Origin of the sequence: Bacillus sp. PS196, from assembly GCF_037963555.1 — a bacterium.
GTDB classification, from domain to species: Bacteria; Bacillota; Bacilli; order Bacillales; family Bacillaceae; genus Bacillus; species Bacillus subtilis.
Genome location: NZ_CP150159.1, coordinates 2,879,047 through 2,903,743, shown reverse-complemented (window position 1 = coordinate 2,903,743; position 24,697 = coordinate 2,879,047). Strand labels below are relative to the sequence as shown.

The following is a 24,697-nucleotide window of genomic DNA, read 5'->3' as shown; positions in this document are numbered from 1 at the left end:
AGCTTTCAGGACAAGTATGATGATGAGTCAAAAAAGAACATTTGTTTCTTTTGGAAACCGGCCTTATAATGAAGGAAGAAATGGATCGTAATGAGAAAGAGGTGATAGCATGTCTTTTGTTCACCTGCAAGTGCATAGCGGGTATAGCCTGCTAAACAGCGCCGCGGCTGTGGAAGAGCTCGTCAGTGAAGCTGACAGGCTCGGATATGCGTCTTTGGCGCTGACAGATGATCATGTCATGTACGGAGCTATTCAATTTTATAAAGCTTGCAAGGCGAGAGGGATCAACCCAATAATCGGTTTGACGGCTTCTGTTTTTACAGATGACAGCGAGCTTGAAGCATACCCGCTCGTCCTGCTGGCAAAATCAAATACAGGCTATCAAAACCTGCTGAAAATCAGCAGCGTTCTGCAATCTAAATCAAAAGGCGGACTGAAGCCGAAATGGCTTCACAGTTATCGAGAAGGGATTATCGCAATAACGCCCGGCGAAAAAGGATATATTGAAACGCTTCTTGAAGGAGGGCTGTTCGAACAGGCTGCTCAAGCCTCGCTGGAATTTCAGTCTATATTCGGAAAGGGAGCTTTTTATTTCTCCTATCAGCCTTTTAAAGGGAATCAAGTCTTGTCTGAGCAGATTCTAAAGCTATCAGAAGAAACGGGTATCCCTGTTACGGCCACAGGCGATGTGCATTACATAAGGAAGGAAGATAAGGCTGCCTACCGTTGTTTGAAAGCGATTAAAGCGGGGGAAAAACTGACGGATGCACCCGCTGAAGATTTGCCTGATCTCGATTTGAAACCACTCGAAGAAATGCAAAACATTTATCGAGAGCATCCCAGGGCACTGCAAGCTTCTGTAGAGATCGCGGAACAATGCCGGGTTGACGTCAGTCTCGGGCAGACCCGTCTACCGTCTTTTCCGACCCCAGACGGAACGTCCGCTGATGATTATTTAACGGATATCTGTATGGAGGGACTCCGCAGCCGTTTCGGCAAGCCTGATGAACGATACCTTCGCCGTCTTCAATATGAGCTTGATGTCATCAAGCGGATGAAGTTCAGCGATTACTTTCTGATCGTGTGGGATTTTATGAAGCACGCCCATGAAAAAGGGATTGTTACAGGACCGGGAAGGGGTTCTGCGGCAGGTTCTCTTGTGGCATATGTGCTGTATATCACAGATGTTGACCCGATTAAGCATCACCTTCTATTTGAAAGATTTTTAAATCCCGAACGCGTCAGCATGCCGGATATTGATATTGACTTTCCCGATACTAGAAGGGATGAAGTCATTCAATATGTTCAGCAGAAATACGGTGCGATGCACGTCGCACAGATTATCACCTTTGGAACACTTGCGGCAAAGGCGGCGCTCCGGGACGTCGGCAGAGTATTCGGCGTCAGCCCGAAGGAGGCAGATCAGCTTGCAAAACTCATTCCTTCAAGACCGGGAATGACGCTGGATGAAGCGAGACAGCAGTCACCGCAGCTGGATAAGCGGCTTCGGGAGTCAAGCCTGCTTCAGCAAGTCTATTCAATTGCCCGGAAAATAGAAGGGCTGCCAAGGCATGCATCAACCCACGCAGCGGGCGTTGTCCTGAGTGAAGAACCGTTAACAGATGTTGTTCCGCTTCAAGAAGGGCATGAAGGGATCTATTTAACGCAATACGCGATGGACCATCTTGAAGACTTGGGCCTTTTAAAAATGGATTTCTTAGGTTTGAGGAATCTGACACTTATTGAATCCATCACTTCAATGATTGAAAAAGAAGAAAATATTAAAATAGATCTTTCAAGTATTTCCTACAGCGATGACAAAACGTTCTCCTTGCTGTCAAAAGGGGATACGACAGGCATTTTCCAGCTTGAATCTGCAGGGATGAGAAGCGTCTTGAAACGGCTGAAACCTTCGGGCCTAGAAGATATTGTGGCGGTCAATGCACTGTACCGGCCGGGTCCGATGGAAAATATTCCGTTATTTATCGACCGTAAACACGGCCGGGCGCCTGTTCACTATCCTCATGAAGATTTAAGGAGCATTTTGGAAGATACATATGGCGTCATTGTGTATCAGGAACAAATTATGATGATTGCTTCCCGTATGGCGGGGTTTTCTTTAAGCGAAGCGGACCTATTGAGAAGGGCGGTCAGCAAAAAGAAAAAAGAAATCCTGGACAGAGAGCGAAGCCATTTTGTTGAAGGGTGCTTAAAAAAGGAGTATTCTGTAGACACTGCAAATGAGGTCTACGATTTAATCGTCAAATTCGCAAACTATGGCTTTAACCGAAGCCATGCGGTGGCATACAGCATGATCGGGTGCCAGCTTGCGTATTTGAAAGCTCATTATCCGTTATATTTTATGTGCGGATTGCTGACAAGCGTCATTGGCAATGAGGATAAAATCTCTCAATATCTTTACGAAGCAAAGGGGAGCGGGATTCGTATCCTTCCTCCGTCAGTGAATAAAAGCAGTTTTCCGTTTACCGTTGAAAACGGATCTGTCAGATACAGCCTCCGCGCGATAAAAAGTGTAGGCGTCTCAGCAGTCAAAGATATATATAAAGCAAGAAAAGAGAAACCATTTGAAGATCTTTTCGATTTCTGCTTTCGCGTGCCGTCAAAAAGCGTAAATCGCAAAATGCTTGAAGCACTTATCTTTTCTGGTGCGATGGACGAATTCGGCCAAAACCGGGCCACGCTGCTCGCATCCATTGATGTTGCTTTGGAACATGCTGAGCTATTCGCCGCGGACGATGACCAAATGGGATTGTTTTTAGATGAATCGTTTTCAATTAAGCCGAAGTATGTGGAAACGGAAGAGCTTCCGCTAGTGGATTTACTTGCATTTGAAAAGGAAACGCTCGGCATTTATTTTTCAAATCATCCCCTCTCCGCCTTCCGAAAACAGCTCACTGCGCAAGGAGCAGTCTCCATTCTGCAGGCTCAGCGGGCAGTCAAAAGGCAGCTTTCACTAGGCGTTCTGCTGTCGAAGATCAAAACGATTCGGACGAAAACAGGTCAAAACATGGCGTTTTTAACGCTCAGTGATGAAACCGGCGAGATAGAAGCCGTAGTCTTCCCTGAACAATTCAGACAGCTTTCTCCCGTTTTAAGAGAAGGCGCTCTTTTGTTCACAGCGGGGAAATGCGAAGTAAGACAAGATAAGATCCAATTCATCATGTCCCGGGCAGAATTATTAGAAAATATGGATGCAGAAAAAGCGCCATCGGTTTATATAAAAATAGAAAGCAGTCAGCACAGCCAGGAGATCCTGGCAAAGATTAAGCGCATTTTGCTGGAGCATAAAGGGGAAACAGGCGTTTATCTCTATTATGAAAGGCAAAAACAGACGATTAAGCTACCTGAGTCGTTCCATATCAATGCAGATCACCAGGTGTTATATCGCTTAAAAGAGCTGTTGGGTCAAAAAAACGTCGTTTTAAAACAGTGGTAACGATTCGCTTTTTGTTATACAATTGGAGCAATTATGTGATCCTGTTTAAATATTCAGATAGATTTACTCCGCAGAATGCAGCAATCAACGCAGCAGTATACGAATCAAAAAATATCCATAAGGAGTGTTTAGTAGAATGTCATTAAGAGAAGAAGCATTACACCTGCATAAAGTCAACCAGGGGAAACTGGAGTCTAAATCAAAAGTAGAGGTCAGAAATGCGAAAGATCTAAGCCTCGCGTATTCTCCGGGTGTTGCAGAACCGTGTAAGGATATTCATGAAGACATTAACAAAGTATATGATTATACAATGAAGGGGAACATGGTAGCAGTTGTAACTGACGGTACAGCTGTGCTTGGCCTTGGAAACATCGGCCCTGAAGCGGCGCTTCCTGTTATGGAAGGGAAAGCAGTTCTTTTCAAAAGCTTTGCGGGCGTAGATGCGTTCCCGATTGCTTTAAACACAAACGATGTTGATAAAATCGTTGAAACTGTAAAATTGCTGGAACCGACATTTGGCGGCGTCAACCTTGAAGATATTGCAGCGCCAAACTGCTTTATCATTGAAGAGCGCCTCAAAAAAGAAACAAACATCCCGGTTTTCCATGATGATCAGCACGGTACTGCCATTGTAACCGTAGCAGGTCTTGTGAACGCGCTGAAACTGTCTGGAAAATCCATGTCATCCATTAAAGTTGTCGCAAACGGCGCGGGTGCGGCTGGCATTGCGATTATCAAGCTTCTTCATCATTATGGCGTTCGCGACATTGTGATGTGCGATTCCAAAGGGGCCATTTATGAAGGGCGCCCGAACGGCATGAACGATGTCAAAAATGAAGTGGCGAAGTTCACGAACCAAGATCGCAAAGACGGTTCTCTGAAAGATGTCATCGTTGATGCTGACGTATTTATCGGTGTCTCTGTAGCAGGCGCGTTAACAAAAGAAATGGTTCAAAGCATGGCAAAAGATCCAATTATCTTTGCAATGGCAAATCCAAATCCGGAAATCATGCCGGAAGATGCGCGTGAAGCCGGAGCAAGCGTTATCGGAACTGGCCGTTCTGACTTCCCGAACCAAGTAAACAATGTTCTTGCATTCCCAGGTATTTTCCGCGGAGCACTTGATGTGCGTGCCACTCATATTAACGAGGAAATGAAAATCGCAGCGGTTGAAGCCATTGCTTCACTGGTTTCAGAAGATGAGCTTAGCGCAGACTATGTCATCCCTGCACCGTTTGATAAACGTGTTGCGCCTGCTGTTGCGAAGGCTGTGGCAAAAGCTGCGATGGAAACAGGTGTTGCAAGAATCACTGTTGACCCTGAGGAAGTCGCAGAAAAAACAAGAAAACTTACGATTATTGGTGAATAATTTTAATTCATTCCAAAAATGGCAGCGCGTTGGCGGAGACCGGCGCGCTGTTCTCAAGTTAAACTGACGGCTGAATTTTTTTTTAGGGGGTTAGCCTTAAAAAAATTTCAGCCGGGTTTAACATTATTTTTGAATGCGCTGTCAACCTTGTCGTTTCAACACCTTATCTGATTTCATACAAGCCTTTCCGAGCACGTCATCGAATAAAAAGTTGTCGAATTGAGGATGACAGCGTTTGACAAAAAAAGTACAATAGTTTCGGTAAAGTTATTAGCAAGTCTATCTGTTTGATGACATGCGGTGAAGAGAACCCTTCACAAAAGGGAGGTAATCATTTGTTAAAGGATATATTCACGAAAAAGAAAAAGTATGCTTCCGTACCATCTGATCAAGCGAAGCACGATGTTCCGGAAGGCATTATGACAAAATGTCCTAAGTGTAAAAAAATCATGCTCACTAAAGAGTTGGATAAAAATATGCGGGTATGCATGAACTGCGATTATCATTTCCCAATGAACGCAAAACAGCGTATCGAAAGCTTGATGGATGAAAAATCTTTTGAGGAATTCAATCAGGGAATGCTCTCGGAAAATCCGCTTGGTTTCCCGGGATATCTGGAAAAGCTTGAAAAAGATCGCGAGAAAACATCCTTAAACGAGGCTGTTGTGACAGGCAAGGGCACCATTGGCGGACACCCGGCTGTAGTCGCCGTCATGGACTCTTCATTCAGAATGGGCAGCATGGGTTCAGTCGTCGGTGAAAAAATCACGCTTGCGATTGAAAAAGCAAAAGCTGATAAAGTTCCGTTTATTATTTTTACGGCTTCAGGCGGCGCTAGAATGCAGGAAGGCGTATTAAGTTTGATGCAGATGGCTAAGACAAGCTCTGCGTTAAAACTGTTCAGTGAAGAACAGGGTCTTATTATTTCAGTAATGACGCATCCGACTACCGGGGGCGTATCAGCAAGCTTTGCATCCCTTGGCGATTACAATTTCGCTGAGCCTGGCGCGCTGATCGGTTTTGCTGGAAGACGGATTATTGAACAGACAATAGGAGAAAAACTGCCTGAGGACTTCCAAACGGCTGAGTTTTTATTAAAACATGGACAGCTTGATGCGGTTATTCATCGCGACGATATGAAAAAAACGTTAGAAAATCTGCTAGATATGCATCAAACAGGAGGTGACATTGAGTGGCTCCAAGATTAGAATTTGAAAAACCGGTGATTGAACTGCAAACCAAAATCGCCGAACTAAAAAAATTCACCCAAGATTCCGATATGGATCTAAGTGCGGAAATCGAACGGCTCGAAGACCGTCTCGCTAAGCTTCAGGATGATATTTACAAAAATTTGAAGCCGTGGGACCGGGTTCAAATCGCGCGTCTGGCGGACCGTCCGACAACTCTTGATTATATCGAACACCTGTTTACCGACTTTTTTGAATGTCACGGAGACAGAGCGTACGGGGACGATGAAGCCATTGTCGGCGGGATTGCGAAGTTCCACGGCCTCCCTGTAACGGTAATCGGGCATCAGCGCGGCAAAGACACGAAGGAAAACCTAGTCCGCAATTTTGGGATGCCGCATCCAGAAGGCTACAGAAAAGCGCTTCGTCTGATGAAACAGGCTGACAAATTTAACAGACCAATTATCTGTTTTATTGATACGAAGGGGGCATACCCTGGACGAGCAGCTGAAGAAAGAGGACAAAGTGAAGCTATTGCCAAAAACCTGTTTGAGATGGCCGGCCTTCGAGTGCCTGTTATCTGCATCGTCATCGGTGAAGGCGGAAGCGGCGGAGCCCTTGGTCTGGGTGTAGGCAATCACTTGCATATGCTGGAAAACTCTACTTATTCTGTTATTTCTCCGGAAGGTGCCGCGGCACTTTTATGGAAGGACTCCAGTCTTGCTAAAAAAGCAGCAGAAACAATGAAAATCACTGCGCCGGATTTAAAAGAATTAGGTATTATAGATCATATGATTAAAGAAGTAAAAGGCGGAGCGCACCATGATGTGAAGCTGCAGGCAAGCTATATGGACGAAACCCTTAAACAATCGTTAAAAACTTTACTGAAGCTGAGCGAAGAAGAATTAGTTCAGCAGCGTTATGAAAAATATAAAGCAATTGGCAAAGTCTCGGTTGAAGATCAATATATCGGGGTAAACTAAATAAACGTGAAGCCTTTGGCTCACGTTTATTTTTTGTGACATTCCTTAAATTTTATTTAAAAACAATTTATTTAATTGTATAATAGGTAAGGTTTCATAGGGAGGATGGAGATCCCTTTTCATTGTTTTTAGGGCAATGATCATGTTATGTTTAATCATATATGTTGCTGAGGTGAATGGAGAATGAAACGAATAGGGGTATTAACGAGCGGCGGGGATTCCCCGGGAATGAACGCAGCAGTTCGCGCAGTAGTCAGAAAAGCGATCTATCATGACGTTGAAGTTTACGGTATTTACAACGGATACGCGGGATTGATCAGCGGAAAGATTGAAAAGCTTGAACTCGGATCAGTAGGCGATATTATACATCGTGGAGGGACTAAGCTTTATACGGCGAGATGTCCTGAATTCAAAACAGTTGAAGGCCGTGAAAAAGGGATAGCAAACTTGAAGAAGCTTGGTATTGAAGGCCTTGTTGTTATCGGCGGAGACGGTTCCTATATGGGTGCGAAAAAATTAACGGAACACGGGTTTCCATGTGTAGGTGTACCGGGTACAATTGATAATGACATTCCAGGCACTGATTTTACAATCGGTTTCGATACAGCTTTAAATACAGTAATTGACGCAATTGATAAGATTCGTGATACAGCGACTTCTCATGAACGTACATATGTAATCGAAGTAATGGGCCGTCATGCCGGCGATATCGCATTGTGGGCCGGTCTTGCAGGGGGCGCAGAATCGATCTTAATCCCTGAGGCAGACTATGACATGCACGAAATCATTGCCCGCTTAAAACGCGGCCACGAACGCGGCAAGAAGCACAGTATTATTATTGTTGCCGAAGGTGTAGGCAGCGGTGTTGAATTCGGGAAACGCATTGAAGAAGAAACAAATCTTGAAACTAGGGTATCTGTATTGGGCCATATCCAGCGCGGAGGTTCTCCGAGTGCTGCTGACCGTGTGTTGGCAAGCCGTCTCGGCGCATATGCAGTTGAACTGCTGCTTGAAGGAAAAGGCGGACGCTGTGTAGGTATACAAAACAATAAGCTTGTAGACCATGATATTATAGAAATACTTGAGACAAAACACACAGTTGAGCAAAACATGTATCAGCTTTCAAAAGAACTGTCTATCTAATGTACAGCTGAAGGCTGAAGATTTCAGAAGGAAGTGAACCAAATGAGAAAAACTAAAATTGTTTGTACCATCGGTCCGGCAAGTGAAAGTATTGAAATGCTTACGAAATTAATGGAGTCAGGAATGAACGTGGCTCGATTAAACTTTTCTCACGGAGATTTTGAGGAGCACGGTGCAAGAATTAAAAATATCCGCGAAGCAAGTAAAAAACTTGGCAAGAACGTTGGAATTCTGCTTGATACAAAAGGTCCTGAAATCCGCACACATACAATGGAAAACGGCGGTATTGAGCTTGAAACAGGCAAAGAGCTCATTATTTCAATGGACGAGGTTGTAGGAACAACAGATAAAATTTCAGTGACATATGAAGGTTTAGTCCATGACGTTGAACAAGGTTCAACGATTCTGTTAGATGACGGCCTTATCGGTCTTGAGGTACTTGATGTAGATGCCGCTAAACGCGAAATCAAAACAAAAGTATTAAACAACGGAACACTCAAAAATAAAAAAGGTGTTAACGTACCGGGCGTAAGTGTCAATCTTCCGGGGATTACTGAAAAGGATGCGCGAGACATCGTTTTCGGTATTGAGCAAGGAGTAGACTTCATCGCACCATCTTTCATTCGACGTTCTACGGATGTGCTCGAAATCCGTGAGCTTCTTGAAGAGCACAACGCTCAGGATATTCAAATCATCCCTAAAATCGAAAACCAAGAGGGCGTTGACAACATCGATGCGATTCTCGAAGTGTCTGACGGCTTAATGGTTGCACGCGGAGACTTAGGTGTGGAAATTCCAGCTGAAGAAGTGCCGCTTGTGCAAAAAGAACTGATCAAAAAATGCAACGCGCTGGGCAAACCTGTTATTACAGCGACACAAATGCTTGACAGCATGCAGCGCAACCCGCGTCCGACTCGTGCGGAAGCAAGTGACGTTGCAAACGCGATCTTCGACGGAACAGATGCGATCATGCTTTCTGGTGAAACTGCTGCCGGAAGTTACCCGGTTGAAGCAGTTCAAACAATGCATAACATCGCGTCCCGTTCTGAAGAAGCATTAAATTATAAAGAAATTCTCTCAAAACGCAGAGACCAAGTGGGCATGACAATTACAGACGCAATTGGACAATCTGTCGCACATACGGCGATTAACCTGAATGCTGCTGCGATCGTAACGCCGACAGAAAGCGGCCATACAGCACGTATGATTGCAAAATACCGTCCGCAGGCCCCGATTGTTGCGGTTACTGTAAATGACTCTATTTCCAGAAAGCTTGCCCTCGTATCTGGCGTATTCGCGGAAAGCGGCCAAAATGCGAGCTCAACAGATGAGATGCTTGAGGATGCTGTCCAAAAATCATTGAACAGCGGAATTGTAAAACACGGCGATCTTATCGTTATTACAGCTGGCACTGTCGGTGAGTCCGGCACTACGAACTTAATGAAGGTTCATACTGTCGGCGATATCATCGCTAAAGGCCAAGGCATTGGACGCAAATCAGCTTACGGTCCGGTTGTCGTTGCACAAAATGCAAAAGAAGCTGAGCAAAAAATGACTGACGGTGCGGTACTTGTTACCAAAAGCACTGACCGTGATATGATTGCATCCCTTGAAAAAGCGTCTGCTCTTATTACAGAAGAAGGCGGTTTGACTAGCCATGCTGCGGTAGTCGGATTAAGCCTTGGCATCCCGGTTATCGTGGGTCTGGAAAATGCGACATCTATTTTGACAGATGGCCAGGATATTACAGTTGACGCTTCCAGAGGCGCAGTCTATCAAGGCCGTGCGAGCGTTCTTTAATTACAGGTGAAAATGGAAGGGGAATCCCTTCCTTTTCTCTTTATCATGCCTTTTGTTGAACAGAACGTGTTACACGTGTGGGGGGCTTGGATATGAGATTTTTGTTTTTGCTTTTTATTGTGTTTCCGGCAATAGAAATCGGCATATTCCTATTTTTAGGCAAGCTGATTGGCATTTTACCGACAGTTCTATTCATGATTCTGACTGGCATTATCGGCGCAGCAGCTGCAAAAAAACAAGGAACCGAAGTGTATTATAAGGTTCAGCGTGATCTTCAATATGGCAAAATGCCGGGAGAAGCGATTGCTGACGGTCTGTGCATTTTCATTGGCGGTCTATTGCTGATGCTTCCGGGCTTTTTATCAGATTTGGCCGGCGCCTGTCTTCTTATCCCGTTTACCCGCGGCTGGTGTAAGCCGATTCTGTTCAAATGGCTGAGAGGTATGTCGAAGAATAAGCGGATCATCATCAAATAAAAAACGGCAGCCATGAAAAAACGGCTGCCGTTTTATTTTTGCTGAACGGTGATATAGGACCATATTTCTTTTAATGCGCCTGTTGTGATGAAAGCTTGGATGATGACGAGTACAGCCGGTCCCGCAATCAGTCCTAAAAACCCGAATAATTTAAAGCCGGCAAACAGGGCGATGAGTGTTGCCAGCGGATCGATCCCGATAGATTTACTTAGTATCTTGGGCTCTGTCAGCTGCCGCTGAATAAGAACGACGAGGTACAGGATACCAATTCCGATTGCTTGGGGCAGCTGGCCCGTAATCGATAAATACAAAATCCAGGGCACAAATACGGAGCCGGCACCTAAGTAAGGGAGAAGATCTACAAGCCCGATTAAAAAAGCAATTGTTGCGGCGTGTTCAACCTTTAAGAGAGAAAGGCCGATAAATACAATCACCATCGTGATGAAAACGAGGACGGCTTGTGCTTTGATAAAACCAGTCATTGCTTTTTTTAATTCGCTGCTGATTGCTTTGCTGTTAGCTGTCACACGATCCGGCAGAATTAAAACAAGCATGGCTTTCAGCTTATGCCAATCCTTTGTCATAAAAAAGGTTGCCAGAAGAGAAAAAATCAGAACCGCCGCCGTATTGGGAAGAAGAGCGAAAAATCTCGGGATCATCTCTAGAATGTGGGACAGCAGGAGCCCGGCATTTTTAGCGGCAGAATCACCGAGTGTCTGGATATGAGTGACGATGGAAGCCTGCTGGTTCGTTTCCAATTCTTGAAACAAAAGAGTTAACTCGTTATAGAGCGGCTGAATATGAGTTGTAAACAATTTTTCGCAATATGAAATAAACGTGCTGATATGCGGAGGCAGCGTTTTTGCTAGATAGGCTGTTCCCGTTACGATTTCGGCTACCAGAATGGTGAGGACGCCGAAGGCTGCGAGCAGAAAAAAAGCAAGAACGCCCAGAACATTTATCGTTCGGGGGAATCCTGTCACTTTGTCCAAATAATCGACAACAGGATGAATCACTGAAGAAAGAATAAGGGCGATCAGGAACGGATAAGTTAACGGAAACGAATAATAGGCCGCAGCTATCGACCCTGCGGTCATTGATATGACAAAGAGGGTTCTGAAAAAAATAGTGATATAAGATTGATTCACGAAAACGGTCCTCCTCTCGTCAGCATGTCCTATTTTTTATATGTATTCACGCTGCGGCTGAATATGAATACATTCATCTTAAAGGAGGGATGGCATGTGTTTACACAAGCGAATTTATTTTTAATTTTACTCTTGGCTATCGCACTTATCGCAAAAAACCAATCATTGCTCTTTGCTGTATCCGTCCTTTTGATCATCAAAATCGTTGGGCTTGATCAGAAATTATTTCCGACCATCCAGTCAAAAGGCATTAACTGGGGTGTGACCATTATTACCATCGCCGTTCTTGTCCCGATTGCCACGGGAGAAATCGGATTTAAGCAGCTTGGAGAAGCAATGCGGTCTTCCTACGCATGGATCGCCCTTGGAGCGGGGATCGCAGTGGCGCTGATTGCAAAAAACGGCCTGGCCCTGCTTGAAAATGATCCGCATATTACAACTGCTCTCGTGATCGGGACCATTCTTGCAGTCGCGCTTTTTGGAGGAGTTGCGGTGGGGCCGCTGATCGGAGCGGGGATTGCTTATTTAGCCATGCAGATCGTAAAACTGTTCACTTCATAAAAAAAAGCGGCCTTAAAGCCGCTTTTTTTTATGCAAAAACCCGCAAATAAAGGCGTTTTTTCGGGGAAATCACAGAATGAAAAAAAAAATTATAGGTAAACATTTAACAAATGTCTGATTATTGTTTATAATGAGAATAGGCTTAAACTTAAATAAGCTTATAAGAATTTGTTATGTTCTTTCATAAGCAAAGGGTTTTAGTTCCAGCAGCCAGTAAAATGTAAGCATTTTCTTTTTGGGGAAGAGAAATACTTGCATCGTGCTTTTTAAGTAAGCCTCATGTTTTTACAACACTCTTAAAGGGGAAATTTATTGAAAAGGAGATGTTATATATGACAGCGACACGCGGTCTTGAAGGGGTTGTAGCAACAACATCATCTGTTAGTTCTATTATTGATGATACCCTTACATATGTGGGGTATGATATCGATGATTTGACAGAGAATGCAAGTTTTGAAGAAATCATCTACTTGCTTTGGCATCTAAGGCTGCCAAACAAAAAAGAGCTTGAAGAGTTAAAGCAGCAGTTTGCAAAGGAAGCTGCCGTTCCGCAAGAAATTATTGAGCACTTCAAATCTTATTCCCTCGAAAATGTTCATCCCATGGCTGCTCTTCGGACAGCAATTTCATTACTAGGCCTGCTTGACAGCGAGGCTGATACCATGAACCCGGAAGCCAACTACAGAAAGGCGATCCGCCTTCAGGCAAAGGTGCCTGGCCTGGTTGCAGCGTTTTCCAGAATTCGCAAGGGTCTTGAGCCTGTTGAACCGAGAGAAGATTACGGTATTGCGGAGAATTTTCTTTACACATTAAACGGTGAAGAGCCTTCACCAATTGAAGTTGAAGCCTTCAACAAAGCATTGATTTTACATGCTGACCATGAGCTGAACGCGTCAACGTTCACAGCGAGGGTCTGCGTCGCAACACTTTCTGACATCTATTCAGGCATTACTGCAGCAATCGGCGCGCTGAAAGGGCCTCTTCACGGCGGAGCGAATGAAGGCGTTATGAAAATGCTGACAGAAATCGGTGAAGTGGAAAACGCTGAGCCGTACATCCGCGCTAAACTTGAAAAGAAAGAAAAAATCATGGGATTCGGCCACCGTGTGTATAAGCATGGTGATCCGCGCGCGAAGCATCTGAAAGAAATGAGCAAGCGCCTGACCAACCTGACAGGCGAAAGCAAATGGTATGAGATGTCGATTCGTATAGAAGACATCGTCACATCAGAGAAAAAGCTTCCGCCTAACGTTGATTTCTATTCGGCTTCTGTATATCACAGCCTCGGTATTGACCATGATTTGTTTACACCGATTTTTGCTGTAAGCAGAATGTCCGGCTGGCTCGCTCATATTCTTGAGCAGTATGACAACAACCGTCTGATCCGCCCGCGCGCAGATTACACGGGCCCTGACAAACAAAAATTCGTTCCGATTGAAGAAAGAGCCTAAAGAACCATTGGAGGCTGGCTTGCGTTAATGAGGTTAGCCTCTTGTTCAGAACATCAAAAGTGGTTTACACTTTAAATTGAATGTTGGGAAAAATCATTTTGTTTTCTATATAAGAAAAATAAAATGTTTTCTAAATATGAATTACATACTGGGAGGTTTTTATTGTGGCACAAGGTGAAAAAATTACAGTCTCTAACGGAGTATTAAACGTTCCAAACAACCCGATTATCCCATTTATCGAAGGAGACGGAACCGGTCCTGATATTTGGAACGCGGCTTCGAAGGTTTTGGAAGCAGCAGTAGAAAAAGCATACAAAGGCGAAAAGAAAATTACATGGAAAGAAGTTTACGCCGGAGAAAAGGCTTATAATAAAACAGGTGAGTGGCTCCCTGCTGAAACATTAGATGTGATCCGCGAATATTTCATCGCGATTAAAGGCCCGTTAACGACACCTGTCGGCGGCGGTATCCGTTCTTTGAACGTAGCGCTCAGACAAGAGCTTGACCTATTCGTCTGCTTAAGACCTGTAAGATACTTTACTGGAGTGCCGTCACCGGTAAAACGCCCTGAAGATACTGATATGGTCATCTTCCGTGAAAATACAGAAGATATTTACGCAGGCATCGAGTATGCAAAAGGCTCTGAAGAAGTGCAAAAGCTTATCAGCTTCCTTCAAAATGAGTTAAACGTCAACAAAATCCGTTTCCCTGAGACATCAGGTATCGGCATTAAGCCTGTTTCAGAAGAAGGAACAAGCCGCTTGGTCAGAGCTGCCATTGATTATGCGATCGAGCATGGCCGCAAATCTGTAACGCTTGTTCACAAAGGAAACATCATGAAGTTCACAGAAGGCGCCTTCAAAAACTGGGGCTATGAACTTGCTGAAAAAGAATACGGAGATAAAGTCTTCACATGGGCTCAATATGACCGCATTGCTGAAGAACAAGGAAAAGACGCTGCCAACAAAGCGCAAAGCGAAGCGGAAGCAGCAGGAAAAATCATTATCAAAGACAGCATTGCTGACATTTTCCTTCAGCAGATCTTAACGCGTCCAAACGAGTTTGATGTCGTTGCGACAATGAACTTGAACGGAGATTACATTTCTGATGCTCTTGCTGCGCAAGTCGGCGGAATCGGCATTGCTCCTGGAGCGAACATCAACTACGAAACAGGACATGCGATTTTCGAGGCGACGCACGGAACAGCTCCTAAATATGCAGGCCTTGATAAAGTAAACCCATCTTCAGTTATTCTTTCAGGCGTTCTGCTTCTTGAGCATTTAGGATGGAACGAAGCGGCTGATTTGGTTATCAAATCTATGGAAAAAACAATCGCTTCTAAAGTCGTAACTTACGATTTTGCTAGATTAATGGACGGCGCGACTGAAGTGAAATGTTCAGAGTTCGGAGAAGAACTGATCAAAAACATGGACTAAGCAAGGAAAAAGCCTAAAACTAGCCATAAAGGAGAAGAGAGACATGGGAAATACTCGTAAAAAAGTTTCTGTTATCGGAGCAGGTTTTACCGGAGCTACAACTGCATTTTTAATTGCTCAAAAAGAGCTGGCAGACGTTGTTCTTGTTGACATTCCGCAATTGGAGAACCCGACAAAGGGAAAAGCGCTTGATATGCTTGAAGCAAGCCCGGTTCAAGGCTTTGACGCAAAAATTACGGGAACATCCAATTACGAGGATACAGCTGGCTCTGACATTGTTGTCATTACAGCCGGTATCGCAAGAAAACCTGGTATGAGCAGAGATGATCTGGTCTCTACAAACGAAAAGATTATGAGAAGCGTTACGCGGGAAATCGTAAAATATTCTCCTGACTCTATTATTGTGGTGCTGACAAATCCTGTTGATGCAATGACATACGCGGTGTACAAAGAATCAGGCTTCCCTAAAGAGCGTGTAATCGGCCAGTCCGGTGTGCTTGATACGGCAAGATTCAGAACATTTGTGGCAGAGGAATTAAACCTGTCAGTGAAAGATGTGACTGGTTTCGTACTCGGCGGACACGGTGACGATATGGTGCCGCTTGTGCGTTATTCTTATGCTGGCGGTATCCCGCTTGAAACTCTTATTCCGAAAGAACGGATTGACGCAATTGTGGAGCGCACTAGAAAAGGCGGAGGCGAAATCGTGAATCTTCTTGGAAACGGAAGCGCGTATTATGCGCCTGCGGCTTCTCTGACAGAAATGGTCGAAGCGATCTTGAAAGATCAGCGCCGCGTCCTTCCTACAATTGCTTATCTTGAAGGGGAATACGGCTATGAAGGCATCTACCTTGGTGTTCCTACAATTGTAGGCGGCAACGGTCTTGAGCAAATCATTGAACTTGAACTGACAGACTATGAAAGAGCGCAGCTGAATAAATCAGTTGAATCTGTCAAAAATGTCATGAAAGTATTATCCTAATAAAAAGAGAGAAAGGCTTGCTTAATACAGCCTTTCTCTTTTTACTATAAATGAAAGCGCTATCATAAGCGTCTTTATTTCTTTTAAAAATGATGTAAAAGGCGAATTGTCGGAATGTCCTGCTTTCGCTAAAATAAAATCATGAAACATGTTAAGATGACATAAAATAGAGAAATAGGATGTCGGGGAATTATAATACTGGAGGCACAGCATGAACAAGAAAATTTTAGTTGTGGATGATGAAGAATCTATTGTTACTCTTTTACAGTACAATTTGGAACGGTCAGGCTATGATGTCATTACCGCCTCGGATGGGGAAGAAGCACTCAAAAAAGCGGAAACAGAGAAGCCTGATTTGATTGTGCTTGATGTGATGCTTCCAAAATTGGACGGAATCGAAGTATGCAAGCAGCTGAGACAGCAAAAACTGATGTTTCCCATTTTAATGCTGACAGCGAAGGATGAGGAATTCGACAAAGTATTAGGGCTGGAGCTCGGTGCTGATGATTATATGACCAAGCCGTTCAGTCCAAGGGAAGTAAATGCGAGAGTCAAAGCGATTTTAAGGCGTTCGGAAATAGCTGCGCCCTCTAGTGAGATGAAGAACGATGAAATGGAAGGCCAGATCGTAATCGGCGATCTGAAAATCCTGCCTGATCATTATGAAGCGTACTTTAAAGAAAGTCAGCTTGAACTGACACCGAAAGAATTCGAACTGTTGCTCTATTTAGGCAGACATAAAGGCAGAGTTCTGACAAGAGACCTGCTGCTGAGCGCAGTCTGGAATTATGATTTTGCCGGAGATACGAGAATTGTTGATGTGCACATCAGCCATCTTCGCGACAAAATTGAAAACAATACCAAAAAACCGATCTACATTAAAACGATTAGGGGATTGGGGTATAAACTGGAGGAGCCAAAAATGAATGAATAAATACCGTGTGCGCCTTTTTTCTGTATTCGTTGTCTGTATGATTCTGGTGTTTTGTGTCCTCGGGCTGTTTTTACAGCAGCTTTTTGAAACATCTGATCAAAGGAAAGCAGAGGAACACATTGAAAAAGAAGCAAAATACTTGGCTTCGCTTCTTGATGCCGGCAATCTGAATGATCAAGCAAATGAGAAAATCATTAAAGATGCAGGCGGCGCGCTTGATGTGAGCGCATCCGTTATCGATACAGACGGCAAGGTGCTGTATGGGTCAAACGGGAGAGCGGCTGATTCCCAAAAGGTGCAGGCGCTTGTTTCTGGACATGAGGGTATTCTGTCAACAACAGATAACAAGCTTTATTACGGACTTTCACTTAGAAGCGAAGGTGAAAAAACAGGATATGTGCTGCTTTCCGCCTCTGAAAAAAGCGACGGCTTAAAAGGCGAATTGTGGGGGATGCTGACGGCCAGTCTTTGTACCGCATTTATCGTCATTGTTTATTTTTATTCCAGCATGACCTCACGTTATAAAAGGTCAATTGAGTCAGCGACAAATGTAGCCACAGAACTCTCTAAGGGCAACTACGATGCACGGACGTACGGCGGCTATATTAGGCGTTCTGATAAGCTAGGACATGCGATGAACAGCCTTGCCATTGATCTGATGGAAATGACGCGAACGCAGGAAATGCAGCGGGATCGGCTGCTGACAGTCATTGAAAACATTGGCTCCGGGCTGATTATGATCGACGGAAGAGGCTTTATTAATCTCGTAAACAGGTCTTACGCCAAGCAGTTTCATATCAATCCGAATCATATGCTGCGCCGTCTTTATCACGATGCATTTGAACATGAAGAAGTGATCCAGCTTGTCGAAGACATTTTTATGACGGAGACAAAGAAATGCAAGCTGTTAAGACTACCGATCAAAATAGAACGGCGTTATTTTGAAGTGGACGGTGTTCCGATTATGGGGCCGGACGATGAATGGAAAGGAATTGTGCTTGTTTTCCATGACATGACGGAAACGAAGAAATTAGAGCAGATGAGGAAGGATTTTGTGGCCAATGTTTCTCATGAGCTGAAAACGCCGATTACGTCCATAAAAGGGTTTACGGAGACGTTATTGGACGGGGCGATGGAGGATAAAGAGGCGCTTTCTGAATTTCTCTCTATTATTCTTAAGGAAAGCGAAAGGCTTCAGTCTTTGGTTCAGGATTTGCTCGATCTCTCAAAAATCGAGCAGCAAAATTTCACGCTCAGTATCGAAACGTTTGAGCCGGCCAAAATGCTTGTTGAGATTGAAACGCTTCTGAAGCATAAGGCGGATGAGAAAGGCATCTCCTTGCACCTGAATGTCCCGAAAGACCCTCAATATGTATCTGGTGACCCGTACAGGCTGAAACAGGTATTTCTTAATCTCGTAAACAATGCGTTAACCTACACGCCTGAGGGGGGCTCCGTGGCTATCAATGTAAAGCCCAGAGAAAAAGACATTCAGATTGAGGTTGCCGATTCTGGAATCGGAATTCAGAAAGAAGAAATTCCGCGCATCTTTGAACGCTTTTACCGCGTAGATAAAGACAGAAGCAGGAATTCGGGCGGAACCGGGCTGGGCCTTGCGATTGTCAAGCATTTAATAGAGGCTCATGAAGGGAAAATTGATGTCACAAGCGAGCCTGGACGGGGAACTGTCTTTACCGTGACGCTGAAACGGGCCGCTGAAAAGTCCGCCTAATGTTTACAAAGGTTTAACAATATCTTCATGCACTGTTAAACCTATGCTGGTAGGATGTAGTAGAACCCCTTCATCCAAGGAGCCAATTTTGACGGCGGGAACCTATTTGTGTTCCCGTCCTTTTTTGTGTCTTCTCTTATAGTTCACGTATTTTCCTTTCAAATTGAACTTTGTTAAAATAAGAGGAGCTAATGACTATGTAAGAGATGAATGGAAGCCTGAGGCTTCTTAGGAGGAAATTGAATGACGGAACGAAAAAAATTAGTGCTTGTAGACGGAAACAGTCTGGCTTACCGGGCGTTTTTTGCATTGCCGCTGTTAAGCAATGATAAAGGTGTTCATACAAATGCTGTATACGGCTTTGCGATGATTTTGATGAAAATGCTTGAGGATGAAAAACCGACGCACATGCTGGTTGCGTTTGATGCCGGGAAAACAACATTTCGTCACGGCACATTTAAAGAATATAAAGGCGGCAGACAGAAAACCCCGCCTGAGCTTTCCGAACAAATGCCGTTTATCCGCGAGCTGCTGGATGCCTACCAGATCAGCCGCTATGAACTGGAACAATATGAAGCGGATGATATTATCGGCACACTGGCCAAATCGGCTGAAAAAGACGGGTTTGAAGTTAAGGTTTTCTCAGGAGATAAGGATTTAACACAGCTGGCAACGGACAAAACGACAGTTGCCATTACGAGAAAGGGAATTACCGATGTTGAATTTTACACACCGGAGCATGTCAAAGAGAAATACGGGCTTACGCCTGAACAAATCATTGACATGAAGGGTCTGATGGGCGATTCCTCAGATAATATTCCGGGTGTGCCCGGCGTCGGAGAAAAGACTGCGATTAAGCTTTTAAAACAATTTGATTCCGTTGAAAAGCTGCTGGAGTCCATTGACGAGGTGAGCGGAAAGAAATTGAAGGAAAAGCTTGAGGAGTTTAAGGATCAAGCATTGATGAGCAAGGAGCTTGCGACAATTATGACGGATGCTCCGATTGAGGTATCTGTTTCCGGCCTGGAATATCAAGGCTTTAATCGTGAACAGGTCATTGCCATCTTTAAAGATCTTGGCTTCAACACGCTTCTTGAACGGCTTGGAGAAGACAGTGCAGAAGCAGAACAGGATCAATCGTTGGAAGACATTAATGTCAAAACAGTCACAGACGTGACAAGCGATATATTGGTTTCTCCATCCGCATTTGTCGTTGAACAGATTGGCGATAATTATCATGAAGAGCCGATCCTCGGATTATCGATCGTAAATGAAACGGGAGCTTATTTCATTCCGAAAGACATTGCCGTTGAGTCTGAGGTGTTTAAAGAATGGGTGGAAAATGACGAGCAGAAGAAATGGGTCTTCGACAGCAAGCGGGCTGTTGTCGCTTTGCGCTGGCAGGGCATTGAGCTGAAAGGAGCCGAGTTTGATACGCTCCTTGCGGCTTATATCATCAACCCGGGCAATTCATATGACGACGTTGCGAGTGTGGCTAAGGATTACGGCCTGCATATCGTTTCAAGTGATGAATCAGTTTATGGAAAAGGAGCAAAACGGGCAGTGCCGTCAGAAGACGTACTGTCTGAGCACCTTGGCCGAAAAGCGTTAGCAATTCAAAGCCTTCGGGAAAAGCTCGTTCAGGAGCTGGAAAACAACGACCAGCTTGAACTGTTTGAAGAGCTGGAAATGCCTCTTGCGCTTATTCTTGGCGAAATGGAATCAACTGGCGTCAAGGTCGATGTTGACCGTTTAAAACGGATGGGTGAAGAACTGGGTGCGAAGCTGAAGGAATATGAAGAAAAAATCCATGAGATTGCGGGAGAGCCGTTTAACATCAATTCTCCGAAACAGCTAGGCGTCATCTTATTTGAAAAGATCGGCCTTCCTGTCGTAAAGAAAACGAAAACAGGCTATTCTACGTCTGCCGATGTGCTTGAAAAGCTGGCTGACAAGCATGATATTGTCGACTATATTTTACAGTACAGACAAATTGGCAAGCTTCAATCAACATATATCGAAGGGCTTTTAAAGGTGACGAGACCGGATTCGCATAAAGTGCACACGCGATTTAACCAGGCCTTAACGCAAACTGGCCGTCTCAGCTCGACTGATCCGAACCTGCAAAACATTCCGATCAGGCTTGAGGAAGGCCGGAAAATTCGCCAAGCTTTTGTGCCGTCTGAAAAAGACTGGCTCATTTTTGCAGCCGATTATTCACAAATCGAGCTGCGGGTGCTTGCCCATATTTCAAAGGATGAAAATCTGATCGAAGCTTTTACAAATGATATGGATATTCACACGAAAACGGCAATGGATGTGTTCCATGTCGCTAAGGATGAAGTGACATCTGCGATGAGACGCCAGGCGAAAGCGGTCAACTTTGGCATTGTTTACGGGATCAGCGATTACGGTCTGTCACAGAACCTCGGCATTACTCGGAAGGAAGCGGGAGCATTTATCGACCGCTATCTGGAAAGTTTCCAAGGCGTAAAAGCGTACATGGAAGATTCAGTACAGGAAGCGAAGCAAAAAGGATACGTAACAACGCTTATGCATCGCCGCCGCTACATCCCTGAGCTGACGAGCCGGAACTTTAATATCCGAAGTTTTGCGGAGCGGACGGCCATGAATACGCCGATTCAAGGAAGCGCCGCTGATATTATCAAAAAAGCCATGATTGACATGGCTGCCAAGCTGAAAGAAAAACAGTTGAAAGCAAGGCTTCTGCTTCAAGTACACGATGAATTGATTTTTGAGGCGCCAAAGGAAGAAATTGAAATTCTTGAAAAGCTTGTTCCTGAAGTGATGGAGCATGCGCTTGCATTAGATGTGCCGTTAAAGGTGGACTTTGCATCAGGCCCATCTTGGTACGATGCGAAATAAACAGAGATAGGAAGTGATGGATGTGCCGGAATTACCAGAGGTTGAGACGGTCCGGCGCACTCTGACCGGGCTTGTAAAGGGAAAAACAATCAAATCGGTAGAGATCAGATGGCCGAATATCATCAAACGGCCTGCCGAACCGGAGGAATTTGCGCGAAAACTAGCAGGAGAAACGATACAGTCCATCGGAAGACGGGGAAAGTTTTTACTGTTTCATTTAGATCATTATGTTATGGTTTCTCACCTTCGAATGGAAGGAAAATACGGTCTTCATCAAGCCGAGGAGCCTGACGATAAACACGTGCATGTCATATTCACGATGACGGATGGAACCCAGCTCCGGTACAGGGATGTGCGGAAATTTGGAACCATGCACTTATTTAAACCGGGAGAAGAAGCGGGCGAGCTCCCGCTTTCTCAGTTAGGTCCGGAGCCGGATGCAGAAGAATTTACGAGTGCGTATTTAAAAGAACGGCTTGCGAAAACAAACCGCGCTGTCAAAACTGCCCTACTGGATCAAAAAACGGTAGTTGGACTAGGAAACATTTATGTGGATGAGGCTCTTTTCAGAGCGGGTGTTCATCCCGAGATAAAAGCAAATCAATTATCAGATAAAACAATCAAAACCCTTCACGCTGAAATCAAAAACACTCTGCAGGAGGCGATTGATGCGGGCGGAAGCACAGTCCGTTCATATATCAACTCCCAAGGGGAAATCGGAATGTTCCAGCTGCAGCATTTTGTGTACGGAAAAAAAGACGAGCCATGCAAAAATTGCGGAACGATGATTTCGAAAATTGTCGTTGGAGGAAGAGGCACGCATTTTTGCGCAAAGTGCCAGAAAAAAAAGTAGCATAATGCTTCATCGTCCAAGCTGTCGGTGCATATATCAGTAACTCTGTAATGGAGGATGCCATTTTCGAAACACGGATTTTTCACTTTCCCATATATATGATTGTGATGAATCCCGGGCATTTCACATCTGATACAAGAGCACCAACAGAAAGGAAGAAACGGATATGCAAATGGTTTCTATACTGCTGCTGGCGTTGGCTGTCAGCTTGGACAGTTTTTCAGTCGGATTTACGTACGGATTGAGAAAAATGAAAATACCGTTTAAAGCGATTTTGGTTATCGCCTGCTGTTCCGGTGCTGTCATGTTTATATCCATGCTGATCGGAAGCTTTCTCACGAAGTTTGTTCCTGTATATGTGACGGAGAAGCTTGGCGGTTTGATATTGGTTGGAATCGGTGCGTGGGTTCTGTACCAATTCTTCAAACCGGCAAAAGATAAAGAATACCTCTTGCATGAAAAAACACTGCTTAATTTAGAGGTTCGGTCATTAGGAATTGTGATTCATATTTTGAGAAAACCCATGAGTGCGGATATCGACAAATCGGGTGTGATCAATGGAATTGAGGCGGTCTTATTGGGATTTGCCTTATCGATTGATGCCTTTGGAGCAGGTATAGGCGCAGCCATTCTCGGTTTTTCACCGATTGTGATGAGCATCGCCGTGGCAATCATGAGCTCGCTGTTTGTATCAATTGGAATCAATGCCGGCCATTTTCTGTCTAAGTGGAAATGGATCGATAAAATGGCGTTTTTGCCGGGGCTTCTATTAATCACGATTGGGCTCTGGAAATTGTAAAAAGGAGTGGATCTCTTGACCTTAGTCATTGGTTTAACGGGAGGAATAGCTAGCGGCAAAAGCACGGTAGCCAATATGCTGATTGAAAAAGGAATAACAGTTATAGATGCAGATATCATTGCAAAACAAGCGGTAGAAAAAGGGATGCCGGCCTACCGGCAAATCATTGACGAATTCGGTGAAGACATACTGCTCTCAAATGGCGATATAGATCGAAAAAAGCTTGGAGCGCTGGTATTTACAAATGAACAAAAGCGTCTCGCTTTAAATGCAATTGTTCATCCCGCAGTCAGGCAGGAAATGCTCAATCGCCGTGATGAAGCCGTTGCAAATCGGGAGGCATTTGTTGTATTGGATATCCCGCTATTGTTCGAAAGCAAATTGGAATCATTGGTTGATAAAATTATCGTGGTCAGTGTGACAAAAGAGCTTCAACTGGAACGTCTGATGAAGCGCAATCAGCTGACGGAAGAAGAAGCAGTCAGCCGTATCCGCTCTCAAATGCCCTTAGAGGAAAAAACAGCAAGAGCAGATCAAGTCATCGATAACAGCGGCACGCTTGAAGAGACCAAAAGGCAGCTTGATGAAATCATGAACAGCTGGGCATAATACAAAAAACACCGTTCATATTGAACGGTGTTTTTTGGCCATTAAAAATCAAAGTTGTCCGGATCAGGACCGACGCGCAAGTTTTCATTCAGTGCATCGATTCGGTTCATGTCATCCTGCGTTAATTCAAAGTCAAATACGCTTGCATTTTCTTTAATGCGGTGTTCCTTCGTTGATTTAGGAATCGTTATAATGCCATGCTGCAGATCCCAGCGCAAGATAATTTGTGCGACAGATTTGTTATATGTTTGAGCGATGTCAGCCAATACAGGATGATCCAGCAGCTGCCCCTGCATTAAAGGTGACCAAGCCTCCATCTGGATGCCCTGATTTTGGCAGTATCTTATCAACTCTTTTTGTGTGAGGCGCGGGTGAAATTCCACTTGGTTAATCATAGGCTTAATTTCAGCTGCCGTCATCAGATCTTCAAGATGGTGAATTTGGAAGTTGCTTACGCCAATCGCTTTGATACGGCCTTCTTTATACAGCGTTTCAAGCGCTCTCCAAGCTTCTTTATACTTTCCTTCTACAGGCCAGTGGATGAGGTATAGATCCAAATAATCCAGACCGAGTTTGGACAGACTTGTTTCAAACGCGGCGAGTGTTTCTTCGTAGCCTAAATCCGCATTCCATACTTTCGATGTGATAAACAGATCCTCTCTTGAAATGCCTGCTTCTTCAATGCCTTCCCGAATCCCTTCTCCAACGCCAGCTTCATTTCCATAGATAGCTGCAGTATCAATACTGCGGTACCCGTGAACAATGGCAGTTTTAACTGCGTTTACCAGTTCAGATCCTTCTTCCACTTGGAACACGCCGAGGCCGAACCAAGGCATTTCTACCCCATTATGAAGTGTTGCTTTTGCTTGTAAATGTGTTGTCATGTTCATT

At 44.4% G+C, this 24,697-nt stretch carries 18 protein-coding genes and 1 pseudogene; 17 read left to right on the top strand and 2 right to left on the bottom strand.

Annotation, left to right across the window (positions count from 1 at the left end; all coding sequences use genetic code 11):
• The first annotated feature begins 109 nt into the window (after nucleotides 1–109).
• The 7 genes from dnaE to NST79_RS15105 all read left to right on the top strand — a co-directional run bounded on the left by dnaE (nucleotide 110) and on the right by NST79_RS15105 (nucleotide 10,415).
• Complete coding sequence (dnaE, locus tag NST79_RS15135; RefSeq protein WP_212059320.1) at nucleotides 110–3,457, top strand: DNA polymerase III subunit alpha; 3,348 nt, start codon at nucleotides 110–112, stop codon at nucleotides 3,455–3,457.
• A gap of 136 nt (nucleotides 3,458–3,593) precedes the next feature.
• A complete protein-coding gene (gene maeB, locus NST79_RS15130) occupies nucleotides 3,594–4,826 on the top strand; it encodes an NADP-dependent malic enzyme (protein ID WP_014664951.1) in 1,233 nt (410 codons plus the stop codon).
• A 335-nt stretch (nucleotides 4,827–5,161) separates the two neighbouring features.
• Complete coding sequence (gene accD, locus NST79_RS15125; protein ID WP_024573337.1) at nucleotides 5,162–6,034, top strand: acetyl-CoA carboxylase, carboxyltransferase subunit beta; 873 nt, start codon at nucleotides 5,162–5,164, stop codon at nucleotides 6,032–6,034.
• The gene (accA, locus tag NST79_RS15120; protein ID WP_003229417.1) at nucleotides 6,019–6,996 is read left to right on the top strand and encodes an acetyl-CoA carboxylase carboxyl transferase subunit alpha; all 978 of its coding nucleotides are present in this window, start codon (nucleotides 6,019–6,021) and stop codon (nucleotides 6,994–6,996) included. The genes accD and accA overlap by 16 nt, the downstream gene beginning before the upstream one ends.
• 183 nt (nucleotides 6,997–7,179) lie before the next feature.
• Nucleotides 7,180–8,139, top strand: coding sequence for a 6-phosphofructokinase (gene pfkA, locus NST79_RS15115; RefSeq protein WP_003229420.1), 960 nt, complete (start codon nucleotides 7,180–7,182; stop codon nucleotides 8,137–8,139).
• Nucleotides 8,140–8,181: 42 nt separating this feature from the next.
• Nucleotides 8,182–9,939, top strand: coding sequence for a pyruvate kinase (pyk, locus tag NST79_RS15110; RefSeq protein ID WP_004398560.1), 1,758 nt, complete (start codon nucleotides 8,182–8,184; stop codon nucleotides 9,937–9,939).
• A 92-nt stretch (nucleotides 9,940–10,031) separates the two neighbouring features.
• Nucleotides 10,032–10,415 carry an FxsA family protein gene (locus NST79_RS15105; RefSeq protein WP_015251477.1) on the top strand — a complete coding sequence of 128 codons (384 nt, stop codon included), beginning with the start codon at nucleotides 10,032–10,034 and terminating at the stop codon, nucleotides 10,413–10,415.
• 32 nt (nucleotides 10,416–10,447) lie between these two features.
• On the opposite strand, the gene ytvI is transcribed toward NST79_RS15105, so the two are convergent.
• On the bottom strand, nucleotides 10,448–11,563 hold the full coding sequence (ytvI, locus tag NST79_RS15100; RefSeq protein ID WP_004399115.1) for a sporulation integral membrane protein YtvI: 1,116 nt from the start codon (nucleotides 11,561–11,563) through the stop codon (nucleotides 10,448–10,450).
• 96 nt (nucleotides 11,564–11,659) lie between these two features.
• Here ytvI and NST79_RS15095 point away from each other — a divergent pair, with 96 nt between their 5' ends.
• The 10 genes and pseudogenes from NST79_RS15095 (at nucleotide 11,660) to coaE (ending at nucleotide 23,806) form a co-directional block, all read left to right on the top strand.
• Nucleotides 11,660–12,124: a DUF441 domain-containing protein gene (locus NST79_RS15095; protein WP_015251478.1), complete on the top strand. Its 465-nt coding sequence runs from the start codon at nucleotides 11,660–11,662 to the stop codon at nucleotides 12,122–12,124.
• 332 nt (nucleotides 12,125–12,456) lie between these two features.
• On the top strand, nucleotides 12,457–13,575 hold the full coding sequence (citZ, locus tag NST79_RS15090; RefSeq protein WP_212059318.1) for a citrate synthase: 1,119 nt from the start codon (nucleotides 12,457–12,459) through the stop codon (nucleotides 13,573–13,575).
• 164 nt (nucleotides 13,576–13,739) lie between these two features.
• Nucleotides 13,740–15,011, top strand: coding sequence for an NADP-dependent isocitrate dehydrogenase (gene icd / locus NST79_RS15085; protein ID WP_003229433.1), 1,272 nt, complete (start codon nucleotides 13,740–13,742; stop codon nucleotides 15,009–15,011).
• 43 nt (nucleotides 15,012–15,054) lie between these two features.
• Entirely contained in the window at nucleotides 15,055–15,993 is a 939-nt protein-coding gene (gene mdh / locus NST79_RS15080; protein ID WP_003237775.1) for a malate dehydrogenase, read from the top strand.
• 211 nt (nucleotides 15,994–16,204) lie between these two features.
• On the top strand, nucleotides 16,205–16,927 hold the full coding sequence (gene phoP / locus NST79_RS15075) for a two-component system response regulator PhoP (protein ID WP_003229442.1): 723 nt from the start codon (nucleotides 16,205–16,207) through the stop codon (nucleotides 16,925–16,927).
• Entirely contained in the window at nucleotides 16,920–18,659 is a 1,740-nt protein-coding gene (phoR, locus tag NST79_RS15070) for an ATP-binding protein (RefSeq protein WP_212059316.1), read from the top strand. The genes phoP and phoR overlap by 8 nt, the downstream gene beginning before the upstream one ends.
• Before the next feature lie 243 nt (nucleotides 18,660–18,902).
• Nucleotides 18,903–21,545 carry a DNA polymerase I gene (gene polA / locus NST79_RS15065; protein ID WP_212059313.1) on the top strand — a complete coding sequence of 881 codons (2,643 nt, stop codon included), beginning with the start codon at nucleotides 18,903–18,905 and terminating at the stop codon, nucleotides 21,543–21,545.
• 22 nt (nucleotides 21,546–21,567) lie between these two features.
• Entirely contained in the window at nucleotides 21,568–22,398 is an 831-nt protein-coding gene (gene mutM / locus NST79_RS15060) for a DNA-formamidopyrimidine glycosylase (RefSeq protein WP_019712903.1), read from the top strand.
• A 148-nt stretch (nucleotides 22,399–22,546) separates the two neighbouring features.
• A pseudogene (gene ytaF, locus NST79_RS15055) lies at nucleotides 22,547–23,197 on the top strand (sporulation membrane protein YtaF); the annotation flags it as partial.
• A gap of 15 nt (nucleotides 23,198–23,212) precedes the next feature.
• Nucleotides 23,213–23,806 (top strand): dephospho-CoA kinase, encoded by a 594-nt coding sequence (gene coaE, locus NST79_RS15050; RefSeq protein WP_004398928.1) that lies wholly within the window; start codon nucleotides 23,213–23,215, stop codon nucleotides 23,804–23,806.
• A 41-nt stretch (nucleotides 23,807–23,847) separates the two neighbouring features.
• Here the strand turns inward: coaE and ytbE are convergent, their stop codons facing one another.
• Nucleotides 23,848–24,690: an aldo/keto reductase YtbE gene (gene ytbE / locus NST79_RS15045; RefSeq protein ID WP_003229455.1), complete on the bottom strand. Its 843-nt coding sequence runs from the start codon at nucleotides 24,688–24,690 to the stop codon at nucleotides 23,848–23,850.
• Between the last annotated feature and the right edge of the window lie 7 nt (nucleotides 24,691–24,697).